General features: G+C 52.7%; 13 protein-coding genes. 10 read left to right on the top strand and 3 right to left on the bottom strand.

What is annotated here, in order from left to right; all coding sequences use genetic code 11:
- Positions 1–315: 315 nt before the first annotated feature.
- Positions 316–1065: an OBAP family protein gene (locus tag NMUL_RS07500; protein WP_104009677.1), complete on the top strand. Its 750-nt coding sequence runs from the start codon at positions 316–318 to the stop codon at positions 1063–1065.
- Between the two features lie 20 nt (positions 1066–1085).
- Here the strand turns inward: NMUL_RS07500 and NMUL_RS07495 are convergent, their stop codons facing one another.
- Positions 1086–2285 (bottom strand): esterase-like activity of phytase family protein, encoded by a 1200-nt coding sequence (locus tag NMUL_RS07495; protein ID WP_011380763.1) that lies wholly within the window; start codon positions 2283–2285, stop codon positions 1086–1088.
- A gap of 108 nt (positions 2286–2393) precedes the next feature.
- Here NMUL_RS07495 and NMUL_RS07490 point away from each other — a divergent pair, with 108 nt between their 5' ends.
- From NMUL_RS07490 to NMUL_RS07460, 8 genes are all read left to right on the top strand, one after another.
- Positions 2394–2843 carry a hypothetical protein gene (locus tag NMUL_RS07490; RefSeq protein ID WP_011380762.1) on the top strand — a complete coding sequence of 150 codons (450 nt, stop codon included), beginning with the start codon at positions 2394–2396 and terminating at the stop codon, positions 2841–2843.
- A 28-nt stretch (positions 2844–2871) separates the two neighbouring features.
- Positions 2872–3900 carry an HlyD family secretion protein gene (locus NMUL_RS07485; protein WP_041353022.1) on the top strand — a complete coding sequence of 343 codons (1029 nt, stop codon included), beginning with the start codon at positions 2872–2874 and terminating at the stop codon, positions 3898–3900.
- Between the two features lie 11 nt (positions 3901–3911).
- Entirely contained in the window at positions 3912–5711 is a 1800-nt protein-coding gene (locus tag NMUL_RS07480) for an ATP-binding cassette domain-containing protein (RefSeq protein ID WP_011380760.1), read from the top strand.
- Positions 5708–6871: an ABC transporter permease gene (locus NMUL_RS07475; protein WP_011380759.1), complete on the top strand. Its 1164-nt coding sequence runs from the start codon at positions 5708–5710 to the stop codon at positions 6869–6871. The genes NMUL_RS07480 and NMUL_RS07475 overlap by 4 nt, the downstream gene beginning before the upstream one ends.
- Before the next feature lie 4 nt (positions 6872–6875).
- The gene (locus NMUL_RS07470; protein ID WP_011380758.1) at positions 6876–7985 is read left to right on the top strand and encodes an ABC transporter permease; all 1110 of its coding nucleotides are present in this window, start codon (positions 6876–6878) and stop codon (positions 7983–7985) included.
- A gap of 222 nt (positions 7986–8207) precedes the next feature.
- Complete coding sequence (locus NMUL_RS07465; RefSeq protein WP_011380757.1) at positions 8208–9020, top strand: hypothetical protein; 813 nt, start codon at positions 8208–8210, stop codon at positions 9018–9020.
- A gap of 161 nt (positions 9021–9181) precedes the next feature.
- Entirely contained in the window at positions 9182–9379 is a 198-nt protein-coding gene (locus NMUL_RS15675) for a hypothetical protein (RefSeq protein ID WP_146063197.1), read from the top strand.
- A 446-nt stretch (positions 9380–9825) separates the two neighbouring features.
- The gene (locus NMUL_RS07460; protein WP_011380756.1) at positions 9826–11763 is read left to right on the top strand and encodes an AMP-dependent synthetase/ligase; all 1938 of its coding nucleotides are present in this window, start codon (positions 9826–9828) and stop codon (positions 11761–11763) included.
- 52 nt (positions 11764–11815) lie between these two features.
- On the opposite strand, the gene NMUL_RS07455 is transcribed toward NMUL_RS07460, so the two are convergent.
- Together NMUL_RS07455 and NMUL_RS16325 are read right to left on the bottom strand one after the other, a co-directional pair.
- Positions 11816–12118: a hypothetical protein gene (locus NMUL_RS07455; protein ID WP_011380755.1), complete on the bottom strand. Its 303-nt coding sequence runs from the start codon at positions 12116–12118 to the stop codon at positions 11816–11818.
- A gap of 117 nt (positions 12119–12235) precedes the next feature.
- Positions 12236–12853: a DVUA0089 family protein gene (locus NMUL_RS16325; protein ID WP_011380754.1), complete on the bottom strand. Its 618-nt coding sequence runs from the start codon at positions 12851–12853 to the stop codon at positions 12236–12238.
- A gap of 536 nt (positions 12854–13389) precedes the next feature.
- On the opposite strand from NMUL_RS16325, the gene NMUL_RS15320 reads away from it, so the two are divergent.
- Complete coding sequence (locus NMUL_RS15320; RefSeq protein ID WP_011380753.1) at positions 13390–13623, top strand: hypothetical protein; 234 nt, start codon at positions 13390–13392, stop codon at positions 13621–13623.
- Positions 13624–13745: the final 122 nt, after the last annotated feature.

Genomic DNA, 13745 nt, shown 5'->3' with positions numbered 1-13745 from the left:
TGAGAACAGCTCATTCATGAAAGTAGGGCAAGAATTCGCGGATCGAGCTATGAAACCAGCTGAATCGCTCTATTCAGCAAGCATTATGATGGGAAGCGAATAACTGCTATTTCTACGCTATTTCCTTGGGAACCCTTGAAGAAGTTCATTAGCGTTCAGCATATTGCTATGGTTCATTCCTGTGTGCCACCGTACGGACGAGTGTGAGGAAGCATGCAATATTCCTGAATAAATATATTCGAAAGGGACGGTATGAAGAGATTGAGCGGAAATTTTTTAATTATTTCGTGTTTTGCTTTACTGACAAGCAGCGGAATGCTTGGCTCTGCAAAAGAGGCGTTCGCACAGGAGTCCTCTGGACCTCATGCCAACCCCGGGGGTGAGGCAAAAACGCCCAAAACGAAAATTCTGGAAGCAGGCGCCAAGCTGTTGCAGAGCGGTTCTCCCTTGAAACCGTTTGGCATTTATCTGGTTGGTTTCCATCCAATGAAGGATTCTCCGGAAGATCAGATGGAGGCTCATCACTATTGTCACCAGGTAAACGAGGATTTTGCGCAGTGTACGCTGTTCGATGGGAACACGGAGGATGCAAACCTGAATGGCATCGAATTCATTATCTCGGCAAAGCTTTTCAACACGCTGCCCGAAGAGGAAAAAAAGTACTGGCATCCGCATAACGGCGAAATTCTTTCGGGGCAGCTTGTAGCCCCCAACATTCCCGACATTGCGGAAAAAGAGTTGATGAAAGGGAAGATGAACAGCTATGGCAAGACCTGGCATGTCTGGAACACGGGCTACGAAGGTAAGCTGGGCGACGCGCTACCCCTCGGTCAGCCGATGCTCGGCTGGTCTTTTAATCATGAAGGAGAAGCAGTACCTGGATTGGTCGAAAAGCGGGACAAGAATATGAAAATAGACAGTGAGGAAAAGCGCAGGCAGCGTGCAGATTTAAAGCAACTTGCCAAACCCCAGTCTGGGGTTGATGACCTTAAAGGCCGGTTTGCTCGGCCGACGAAGGATATACCAGGGGTAATCGATACCAAAGCTCAAGAAAAAATCCAATGAGCGGTACGCTTTTCATCATTTTATTGTAACCGCTCCACTAGCTCCGATTCAGAGGCAATTTCCAATGCGACAAATTGGGTGAATTGCATTCTGGAGAAATTGTTGTCAGCCACCAGCAAGATAGTGCGTTTGCCCCTGAATTCGGGACCAAAGGTGATGCCTTCTATGTTACCAATAGCCAGAGCCGAGCCATCCGCATTTTTCAGGTCTGACATATCAAGCAGGAGAATTTTTCTTACCGGAGAGATGTTCTTGTCCGCGATTGATTCCATTCCGGAAATGTTGGTGGCGTCCCTTGCATCTGCGTAATAAAGCCGGACGGTATATCCGGTGTTAATACGGCCAGGCGTGATCGTGCCGGGGGATAACGCGCGCTCTATAGTGATGAATTGGCGGTCGCCGATGGCGAGGAAGTCGCTCACGCCGATGATGGTGAAACCGCCGAGCAAGGATGGTACGGATGTAACAGGTTCAACATCGTAAGCATATTCCGCGACTGATTTCCCGGTGGCAATGTCGAAGGCAAGAATACGTGCGCGTGAGCCTCTATAGGCATTGGCAGGGGGAGAATCCTGAACCAGGCCGTTTTCGGTGGCGGTATACAGGGTTGTACCGTCGGTGGAGAGTGTCAGACTCTCAAATCCCAAATTGTCGTAAACACCCTTACTGCCGGTAAATGTCCAAAGACGGGAGCCACTGGGAGAGTAGTAAATAGGAACAACGAAATCGCGGGAATGTCTGCCATCAGCATTCATTTCCCGCACCGCAGGGCTTCGAAAACCCGATATCTCCCGGCGGCCTTCCTCACTCCAATAAATCTTGTTGCGGCTGCCGTCAAAACGGAGACCTTCCGGATCCACGGAGTTTTTTTCGAATGCCCCTCCACCGGCTTGCTGGATCGTGGTTACAGCCTGAAAGGTCACGCCTGCCATACCCGGCTTGGCCGAGCACTGGAATTTGGCGAGATCCAGAGACAATTCATAAAACCGGGCTGGATTGGTTCTGCTGCGATCGTCGCTGATGGATAGGTAACGGTCAGTGCTTGCGCTATAGTCCAGAGATGACAACCCCCCGACCGTTGTCCCTTTGAATCTTGTCTTGTTGGGTACGATTTGCTGGCCAATATAATTGAGAGCAAAACCTGCTGATTCGGCGGCGCGAAGGGGCGGGGCAAAGCCTATTTCCAGAACGACAAAGGCAGCAAGAAGAATTATTTTCATGAGTATCGACTACTGGAGGAAGATGGCGAAAAACGCATATTATGTGCTGTCCAGGGTTTGCTCGATATTTCGCATTAAAAGAGGCTGACGAAGAAAGAGAGTAAACGCATGGACGAGCTTTCATCCGATGATGCTTTCGAATTGGGCAACCAGTTCCGGGATGCAGCAATTGCGCTTGGCGACTGGCGCCAGCATCGGGGCAGCTTGAACAAGGCAGAGTGGGATGAGCCCGATAGTCAGGGGATTTTACTTCTGAATACCGTCTCCAGTCTTTACACCAGTGCGATGGGGTTGGTATTGGTAGATGGCCAGCATGCGATGAAACGACTGCGAATGAGCGTCAAGGAGGCAAAAGCAGCAGTAAAGCATATCAACGCCCTGAAGCAGGCGCTCGATCTGGCATCCCCACCGGTCTTTCAGAGTGGCGCGGTTTATTCAGGCAACGCAGCGTCAATTCCTTCCACAATCGTTGCACTGGAAGATGCGACCGAGGCTGTCGTTAGTGGTACTGATTCGCAAAGTGCCTGGCGGTTCCATGCGGCCATCCGTCTCAAATAAAGCAGCGCAACCGCATCTGACATCATCGGTGAATAAAAAACTCGTCCTTATAGGAATAGCAATAGGACTTGCTCTGATTTCGGTGGGAACGGTAAGCTGGTTTTTTACCCATAAGAAAAGCAATGGCGAGTTCCTGACTCTCTTTGGCAATGTGGATATCCGCCAGGTTTCTCTCGCCTTCAACGGAAACGATCGGATCGCTGAAATGCGAGTGGAGGAAGGAGACCGGGTCAGGGCCGGACAAGTTCTGGCAAAGCTGGATACCCGCATTCTCACGTTGCAAATTGCGCAAGCCGAAGCCCAGGTTGCCGCCCAGGAGCAAGCTCTGTTACGGCTTGAGAACGGTACCCGTCCCGAGGAAATAGCACAGGCCAAAGCCGAAGTTGCTTCCGCTCAGGCCGATGCCGATCTCGCCCGGCAGTTTCTCGGCCGCTTGATGGAGATTGAAAGTGACTCGGGGGCGGCCGTCAGCCAGCAGGATCTCGACAATGCCAGGTCTCGCCGTCGGGTGGCCGTAGCGCAACTCGAAAATCGTAAAAAGGCACTGCAACTGGCATTGATCGGGCCGCGCAAGGAAGATATTGCGCAGGCGGAGGCGCAGTTGAACGTTTTTCGTGCTGAGCTGGCCTTGCTGCGGCACCAGCTTGATTTGGCCGAATTGAAATCCCCTATTGATGCTGTCATACGCTCACGTCTTCTCGAACCGGGAGACATGGCTTCGCCACAACGTCCGGTTTATGCGCTGGCCATAACCGATCCAAAATGGGTCCGAGCCTACGTATCCGAGATCGATCTAGGCCGAATCAAGCTTGGCATGAGGGCAGAGGTTGTTACCGACAGTCATCCGGAGGAGTCCATTCATGGTCGTATTGGCTATATCTCGTCGGCTGCCGAGTTCACCCCAAAGCCTGTACAAACCGAGGAGCTGCGCACCAGCCTTGTCTATGAGATACGGGTGTATGTGGAAGACGCGGAGGACAGGCTGCGTCTGGGTATGCCCGCCACCGTGCATATCGCTCTCAGAAATAATGGAAATTCCAGCGAAGTGAAGCATTGAGTGAAGCATTGATGGAACAAATGCAGCTTGCGCTGGCGGCAACCGGTATTTACAAACGCTTTCTGGTCAAAAAAACCAGTCAGATAACGCAGGCTGTCGCAGGCGTTTCCATGGAAGTGCCTGCGGGTTCGCTTACTGCGCTGGTTGGTCCGGATGGGGCGGGCAAGACTACTCTCTTGCGTATGTTCGCAGGTTTGATAAAGCCGGATGACGGACACCTCCAGGTATTGGACGTGAATGTCGTAACGGACCCGCAAAGAGTGCAGGACCGCATAAGTTATATGCCGCAGCGCTTCGGCCTGTATGAGGATTTGAGCGTGCAGGAGAATCTCGATCTTTATGCAGATCTGCATGGGGTGCCGCAGGAGGTACGCGGACAACGCTATCGTCGACTGCTGGAAATGACCGATCTCATCCGCTTCACACAGCGCCCGGCGGGAAAACTGTCAGGAGGCATGAAACAGAAGCTGGGTTTGGCCTGTACTCTCGTGCGTTCTCCCGAACTGCTGCTGCTCGATGAGCCAACAGTGGGTGTCGATCCGTTGTCGCGACGAGAGTTGTGGGAGATCATCGGGCAATTGATCGATGAGGAGCAACTGACCGTGGTGATTACCACGGCCTACCTCGATGAAGCCGAGCGTTGCGCCAGGATTCATGTGCTGGAGGAGGGCAAACTGCTTGCTGAAGGCCCGCCTGACGAAATACGGCAGCATGCGCGCGGCCTTTGCTTTGTCGCCACCCCCACCCAAGGTCAGCCTTCGCGAGTTCTACAAGCACAACTGCTGGATGATTCCAGAAACATCATAGATGCCGTGCCTCAAAGCGGGGCAGTACGTTTTATCCGTCACCCTCATGCACGGCAGCAGGATATCGATGCGTTGCTGAGCGGTATTGAAGCCATCCCGGTGGAGGCGCGTCTTGAAGATGGGTTTATGGTACTGCTGCGTGAACAGTACCAAATGACTCCGCCAGATACTCTCCCGTTCGAGAGGTCGGCACCGTCTGCACCTACCTCGGAAGAAAATCGCCAGTCGGATGAAAAGATCATCGAGGTACGTGATCTGGTACGAAAATTCGGGGATTTTATCGCTGTCGATCACGTGTCCTTCTCGGTGCAGCGCGGTGAGATCTTCGGGTTGCTAGGGCCGAATGGAGCAGGCAAGACCACGACCTTTCGCATGCTGTGCGGCCTTCTCCCCGCAACCAGTGGTTTTCTCCGGGTGACGGGGGTCGACCTGCGGCATGCGCGTGCTCCCGCACGCCGAAGGATAGGCTATGTTGCGCAGAAATTCGCCCTTTACGGGGATTTGACTGTGCAGGAAAACCTGGAGTTTTTCGGCGGCGCCTACAGCCTTTCCGGCGAACGGCTACGCAAGCGTATTCAGACCGTCACCCGGCTATTTGATCTTGCAGGGAGAGAGCAATCTCCCAGCGGTGTATTACCCGGTGGTTTCCGCCAGCGGCTTGCGATGGCGGTTGGCCTGCTGCACGAGCCTGAAATCCTGTTCCTGGACGAACCCACCAGCGGAATCGATCCACTGAGGCGGCGAGAGTTCTGGCGTCGCATTACTGCATTATCGGAAATGGGCACCACGATCATCATTACGACCCATTTCATGGAGGAGGCGGAATATTGCGATCGTATCGTAATCCAGGACAATGGCAGGTTAGTGGCCATGGGAACGCCATACGAGATTCGCGGGCAAGCCGGGGGGAAGGATGCTACGCTGACAATGGAAGAGGCATTCATTCGTATCGTCGCCCGCGAGCGGGAACGAGATAAATCGGCTGAAAGAGCGTTGAGCTTATGAGGGGAAAAAACAGCCAATCAGGTCAACGGAATTATCTCGGCTTTCAACTACGTCTCATTTCCCTGATTCGAAAGGAAATACGCCAACTGTTGCGAGACAAAAGCAATCTCGCGGTTGGAATTGGTCTCCCCATTATATTGATCCTCATTTTCGGTTACGGCTTGTCCCTCGATGTCAGGAATGCGCCCGTTGCAATCGTACTGGAAGATGCCTCCCCCACTGCGGTGGACGTTGTCTCAGGCCTGGAACTTTCTCCGTATATTTCACCTGTAAGAGTTCCATCCATGCAGGAGGCAGAGCGTTTGATGCTGGCGCGAGAAATAGAGGGGATCTTCCGGATACCAAGCGATTTTTCCCGACGATTGGGAGAAGGCGAAGCACAAGTCCAGTTTCTGGCCTATGGAACAGATTCCACTCGCGCAACAATCATTCGAAGCTACATCAACAGTATTGTTGGCCAGTGGACGTTGCGGCAGGCTGACCGAAAAGCGGCTTCATCGGTCCCGGCCGAGGGTAGAATCACGCTGGTGGAACGCTTGTGGTTCAACTCCGCCAACTCCAGTACATGGTATCTGGTGCCAGGCTTGATCGTTCTGATCATGACCCTCATCGGGGCCTTTCTCACCGCGATGGTGATGGCGCGCGAGTGGGAACGCGGTACGCTGGAAGCATTGTTCGTCTCGCCCGTGCGCCCCACGGAAATCCTGCTGGCGAAAATTGTCCCCTATTTTCTGGTTGGCATGGCGGGTCTCGGGTTATGCCTGGCCGCAGCGCATTTTCTGTTCGAGGTGCCCATGCGCGGCTCCCTGCTAATCCTGCTGGGCGGCTCGATGCTCTATCTATTGGTGGCGCTGGGTTTCGGCCTGGTCATCTCGTCCATTACCAAAAACCAGTTCACTGCCAGTCAAATCGCAATTATTACCAGCTTCATGCCCGCCCTCATGCTTTCCGGCTTTCTTTTTGACTTGCGCAACGTGCCTGTTGTCATTCAGCTGGTTGGAAAGATTCTACCGGCCACTTATTTCATGGAATTGATCCGGACGCTGTATCTCGCCGGCAATGTATGGCCGGTGATAATAGAGAATTATGCGATTCTCACAAGCTATGCAGTGCTGTTGCTGGGTCTTGCGCGCTTCGTCACCCGCAAGAAACTGGATTGACCTCATGCTTGACCTCGCGCGCCGCATTATCAGCCTGTGTCGCAAGGAGTTTCTGGCAATCCTGAAAGATCCGGCCAATCGGGTCATTCTTGTCGTCCCGTCGCTGGTGGAAAGCTTTTTATTCGGCTACGCTGCCACTTTTGATCTCATCAACGTGCCCTATGCCTTGCTTGATCAGAGCCGCGGTGCTACCTCCGTTGAATTGATAGCGCGTCTGGATGGAACCGGTGTTTTCAAGCGGGTCGCAACCTTGCAAACACAGCGGGATATCGCGGGAGTGATCGATTCGCAGCAGGCCCTGATGGTGATACAGATCGGGCCGCGCTTCGAGCAGCAAGTGAATGCGGGCGAGCCTGCCCCGGTACAATTGATTCTCGATGCACGCAACTCCAACAGTGCCAGCTCTGCCGCGGGGTATGTCGCTTCAATCATCGAATCCTATAATGCGACGTTAGGTGGCAACGCGAGACAGCCCCTTAAGGTTGAGGCACGCGCCTGGTACAACCCCAATCTGGAAACCCGCTGGAATCTGATGCCGGGCTTGATCGCCTCGCTCAGCATGATACAGACAATGTTGCTGGCTGCGCTCACCGTGGCCCGCGAGCGCGAGAACGGTACGTTCGATCAGTTACTGGTGACGCCGTTTTCACCCATGGAAATCATGGCGGGCAAGGTGATTCCAATCGTTACAATAGGTCTGCTGCAATCCACTATCGTTCTCCTGGTGTCGCTCTACTGGTTCGAGGTGCCGCTTGCCGGTTCGCTGGTAACACTCTATACCGGTTTGGCATTGTTCATCATTGCCAGTGTAGGGCTGGGTCTGGCGATTTCAGCGGTTTGTACCACTATGCAGCAGGCCATGCTCTATACTTTCATGCTGGTGATGCCGCTCATAATGCTTTCAGGCTTGGCGACGCCAGTGCGCAACATGCCGGAATTTATTCAGACTATTACTCTGGCTAATCCCCTCCGTTTTGCTATTGACCTGATGCAGCGCGTGTATCTGGAGGGGGCTGACTTGTCGATGGTCGGCTATGACCTGATTCCGCTCCTGATCATGGCGGCTGTTATGCTGCCTTTCGCCGCATGGCTGTTTCGGAACCGGCTGTTGTGACCCGAGATCAGGAAGCTGCAGGCACTGCAAGCAGAACATTTTTTCCCCTTCGAGTATGGTCTCCGCCCTTCCGGTGTGCATTGTTCTGGGAAGGTTATACAGACAATGTGAATGTGGTTGTTATTTTACTTTCCTCGGCTATAAAGAAGGGCAATGGCAAAACCGCAAGGCATTGCTACCGCAGAGCGCTCCACTCATTTCAAATGACGGGGGAAGTCGAAAATGGAAAAAGTTCTGGAAGTTCTTGATGTTGACCTATTTGTTCTGGAAAATCATCCACCAAAATTGCGAATCACCGCCTCGGGGAATATACCTGGCGAGGGTTGGAAAAATCCGCGGTTAGAACCTTTTGCCTTCATTCAGCCGCCGCCCGACGGCATTTATGATTTTGATTTTGTCGCTGATCCACCTCAAGAACCCGCCACACACGCAATTACACCTATCGGTGTCGTTCACCTCTGGGACCCCTTGCCTCCCGGTGCCAAGGGGGTTCGGATACACGTCAAACGCGATTCAAAAAAGGCACTGCTGGACAATTCCGAACACTCGGAGAGAAATCCCGGCTTGGGCAATTCCGAACGCCCGGAGAGAAATCCCAAACTGAGCAATTCCCAGCACCCGAAGAGAAATCCCAGTCGTTTTACATTTGTTGATCAGGAAAGTGTAAAACGCGTCGTTTTTTTTCCTCAAGCATCGGGTCCGTTGGGTGCGAAAGAAAAGCCACAAGAGGCCTCCCTCGAATATACCGGCCCGGAAGGCCATTTCGTATTTCGCGGGTCGCAAATTACTCAGCAGCAAACAGTAGCGGGAACGCTTGTCTCAGTAAATTTCAGGTCCGGGGCTGCGGATGAACCTTCTATGGATTTCGCCCTGATTCTGCCGCCGGTTGAGCTGGGAGAAGAGTTGCGGCAGAACTTCAAGACAATGGGCATCCTGATTCACAGCCGTGGCTTTGTCGTAGATCACCCTGGAGCCCAGCTCACGTACGAGGCTGTGAACCTTGAAGGTATCGCGGAATATATCCCTGTTCTTTGAATAAACTCGAAGGTCTCGCCAGATGAAGATGGACGTTTAAACGTCCATCTTCATTATTAGAGTTAAGGTTTAATCTGGCACTGTCAGATACCGATTCGGCATGCTTTCATCAAATTCGGAGCCCCGAATCTCTAAAAATAATCTCTTACGGAAAGAAAATCATGAAAATTATCCATGGCTCTAAAATCCAGCGCTTGATTGGCGGCAGTCCTGATTATCAGCCTTGGTTTTGTTTTCCCTGTCTTCACGAGCCCGACCCTCGTTGGCTTCATCGTCCGGTGAAAGAGTATGGTGACATAAAAAATACTGGAAACTTGACCAATATTGCTAAGGATACGATTGATTGCTCCTGGGTCTGATGGCTGTTATACCGTCCCCTCGCAAGACTGCTCAAGCAAAAATGATCCAGGGCTATGGAAGAGCGAGCATTCCTTGCAGCTTTTTTGAGGCTAAGAGGAGTGGGGGTATATTTCTCCACTCGTTCGATCTCTTCTTTCCTTCTCTCTAAACCCTTCGTTGCTGTCATCCTGGGCACTTCATCTCCCGCCCTGATCCTGAATCTGTTCGAAGGATCGAAGGAGCTCTGAACGAGCGGCAAGCATTTCCTGAGCGACAGGGCCTGTCTTCGGGGTCGGACGGATGCTCAGCCGGGCCGCTTCGGCAAGATCAGGAGATTGGCTTAACGAAAGATGCGAATATCGCTTGTATGGGATATATGACCCGCCATCATTTGGCCTAGTACTACAACTCTGGGCAAAATGGTCTTCCGCGCATAGTCTAATCTATGATGAAAAGGGGACCACCCGTGACTGAGAAGAAGGGTGAAGGCAGCAAAACCATAAGTCTCACGCTAGGATTGATGATTGATTTCAAGATACATGGAGCCATGCAGATGGGGCAGAAGCGGAAGACAGATATCATTTCATGCGGAGAGGCTCAGACACTGGCAGGACTCTTTTCCATTCGAATCAAGCGTACCCCACAAGCGATCGCGTACCGGCAATTTGATGTCGAGAGCGGGGAATGGCGGGAATACAACTGGCAGGAAATGGGTACGCGGGTGAGGCGCTGGAAGCGCGCTTTGATGCGGGAGAATCTCGAAGCGGGTGATCGTGTCGCAATCCTGCTACGCAATTCCATTGAATGGGTCTGCTTTGATCAGGCGGCACTCGCTGTCGGGCTCGTGGTGGTGCCTCTTTATCCCTCCGATGCGCCAGATAACATTGCCTACATTCTCGAGGATTCCGGCAGCCGGTTACTTCTGGTGGGCACTCAAAAGCGTTGGGAAACACTGGCCTCCCGATGCAAGGATGCCGGATTAGGCAAGATACTATGCGTTGAACATCCGTCAGGAGACGGTGGCGAGGGCAGGGTGCTACAGGGTGTAGGTGAATGGCTGAAGGCAGCAGATGAGGGTGCCAGCGATGAGGAGGAGAGGGGCAACTCTGGCGACAAGGGTAATTCTCAACCCTCCGATTCTCACGCGCTCGCTACACTTGTTTACACTTCTGGAACCACCGGCAAGCCCAAGGGTGTCATGCTTTCACACTTCAATGTGCTTTGGAATGCGGAGGCAACCCTTCAAGCGATATCCGGCTATCCGGAAGACGTTTATCTCTCGCTTCTGCCGCTCTCGCATATGCTTGAGCGCACTGCCAGCTATTACGTTCCTCTCATGGCGGGGAGCAGCGTAGCCTATGCCCGTTCACTAAAAGATTTGCCAGAGGATTTGAAATCCGTACGGCCTGGTATATTCGTTGCCGTGCCGCAGGTTTATGTAGGTATTCGCAATAAAATGAACCAGCAGGTGCAGGAAAGAGGATGGGTTGCCAGGTTGTTGCTCGACTGGACTGTTGCACTTGGCTGGAAACGCTTCACCGTCGTGCAAGCACAGGGGAAGGAGAGACTATGGCAGCGCGTTGCGTGGCCTATTCTGCGTCAATTGGTAGCCGCCAAGGTGCTGGCCGCATTCGGGGGGAGGCTCCGGCTAGCCGTAAGCGGAGGTGGCCCGCTCCATGCGGATGTTTCCAGGTATTTTATAGGACTGGGTTTGCCGCTTCTGCAAGGGTACGGACTGACCGAAGCTTCACCCATTCTGACAGCCAATCGCTTGCAGGATAATATGCCCGGATCAACGGGGAGCGCATTGCTTGGCGTAGAGCTGCGTATCGGCGAGCAGCGTGAACTGTTGGCCCGAAGTCCTGGCGTCATGCTGGGCTACTGGAACAGACCCGAAGAAACCCGCGCTGCGATTGATGCAGAGGGGTGGCTGCATACCGGTGATCAGGCCCGTATTTCTGACAATCATGTATTTATCAGCGGACGAATCAAAGAGATTCTGGTCACTTCCAGTGGTGAAAAAGTGCCCTCGGGAGATCTGGAGATGTCTATCGTTCAAGAACCCTTGTTTGACCAGGTAATGGTGGTTGGCGAAGGAAGACCTTATTTGACCGCACTGGCTGTAGTGAACAAGAGGGAATGGCGGAATCTTGCCTCCAGCCTGGGGCTGAAAACGGACGAGGTCCAATCTCTGAGCCATTCGGCTACCCGAGCAGCCGCTTTGAAAAGGATCAAGGCAACCTTGCGCGGTTTCCCCAAATACGCCCGAATTCGGGCGGTATATCTGTCACAGGAACCCTGGAAGGTGGAAGACGGCCTGCTGACACCCACTCTGAAACTGAAACGTTCAGAAATCGAAAAGCGCTTCGCGACCCAGATTACCGAACTGTACGAAAAAGGATGACCCTGGTTAACCGCAGCTGATTGCCGTTAACCAGGACCAACCGTTATAACCATTACTTCTGCTCGCGCAGGCGATCGGCTTCATCTTCCAACTGGTCGGCGCGATTCTCGGAGGATTCACGTGCAGCGTCGGCGGCTCGATCCGTGCTCCTGGAATCCATACCAGGATCTTGCCTTTCGATCCTGTCCGCAGTTGCTTCCCCTTCCTTGCGCACCACATCTGCCTTATCTTCCTTTGTATCGGCCTTCTGTTCCAGTGATTGTTCCCGCGCCGCTTCCTGTTTGGATTTACAAGCGGGAAGTCCGAGCGCCAGCGCCAGCATCGTTGCGGTAAGAACGGGTTTCAGATAGCTCATGTTGATACCTCCTCTGGTTATTTTCGAGCTGTCACTATAGCTGTCACCGTTGTGTTTTTCTGTACGGTGGCGCACGCGATTGAGTAAAAAGACACATTATTTCACTCCTCCCCTACTTCATGCCGGCATTTGCTTCCTTGAGGAGTACCGCATCACGAACGTAATAAGGCCGAGCCCCGCCAGCAGCAGAGCATAGGATTCGGGCTCCGGGATAGGAGGAGTCTCAGAGATATAAGAAGCGCCGATTGAAGCGGAGCTGACATTCAATATATCCAGTGCCCAATGCGAATCACGGCTACTGAAGTTTGTATGGGAAGTGCCCTGGAAGCCATCAGCTAGCAAAGGTCCATTGGCAAAGCTGCTGTATTGAGTGACGGTCGCAGTATAGTTTCCAGCCGAGAGAGCGTGCGTCAGAAGGGAGTCATAAGCGGCTAGACTGACGGGATCAAGGACCAGACCACTGTCATCATTCTGATCAATCAAATTTCCCGATCCGTCAAATAATGCAACGATGGGATCGAATCCTCCTCGGGCAACCTCCGCTCCAGCAGCGTTTGTCCCTCCCGCGTAAGACCAGGTACGCAAGGTAACGTCAGACATCGGGGCGGTCACGGTAAAGTTAAACTCCTGTACCTCGTCATCATGCTCAAAGTTTCCCGTAAAAGAAAAATCGGCAGCGTTTACGTTACCAGTAACGAATCCCATAGCAAGAACGGCAGCATGAATTTTTTTCATTTTTATCTCTCCTCAAGAAAGCTGCGGCGATAACCAGATCTGAACCGGCAAAGGCGCTGTATTACCTCCACTGGTACCTTTTAAGATATAACAAAATTCGACTTTTTCAAGCTATATGAATCGCTTGGGGTATTGCTATCTTCCCCGCAAAGTCGCAAATGGTCCGGGATTTCATGACAAACAGGGCGGGCGCTTGATCCACCCCGTCAAAGTACCTCGATCCTCTCCCTGGATACCATAGTCGATAGCGCACCCGGCCCTGCAAAGATGGAGTATATTTGTGCCCGTCTGCGGTCCTGGGGAAGCAATTAGCCGGGTTGCTGGATTGATGGATTCGCGTCCCCGTCAACCCCCATCAGGAGAAGTTCTTCCTCTACCTTGGGTTACAATGATTCCGGCAGCCTCATTTCAAAGTTTCAAAAGCCGAAAGGGACAAACGATTCGCGCAATCTGGCGAGGCAGTGGAATAGAAGTTTTTTCGGAGTTCTTGCAGCGGGCCTGCTGGAAGGCTCGTTTTCAGCCTAGAGGAGAAGCGTATGCCGAAATGTGATGGATGTGGGAACGACTACGATAAAGCTTTTCAGATAGTCGTTTCGAATAAAACCTATACGTTCGACAGTTTTGAATGTGCCATTAACCAGCTTGCGCCTACCTGCACGCACTGTGGCGTTCGAATCATCGGGCACGGCCTGGAGAAAAGCGGCGCCATGTTCTGCTGCAATCATTGCGCAGAGAAAGAAGGGGTGACGGAACTGCGCGACCGCTCGTAGAAAACCCCTTTCTTTCGTTCTTGCTCCATTTCTATCCGTGGCCTTTTGGCTCTCTTGGCCCTCTTCGTTTGGCGCACAGGGGGTTCTGCCAGCACGACTGTGTGCTGCAATGCCTTAAATCG

Origin of the sequence: Nitrosospira multiformis ATCC 25196 (genome assembly GCF_000196355.1) — a bacterium.
GTDB lineage: Bacteria > Pseudomonadota > Gammaproteobacteria > Burkholderiales > Nitrosomonadaceae > Nitrosospira > Nitrosospira multiformis.
The sequence above is the reverse complement of the archived record's forward strand: the minus strand, read 5'-3'. Positions and strand labels throughout refer to the sequence as shown.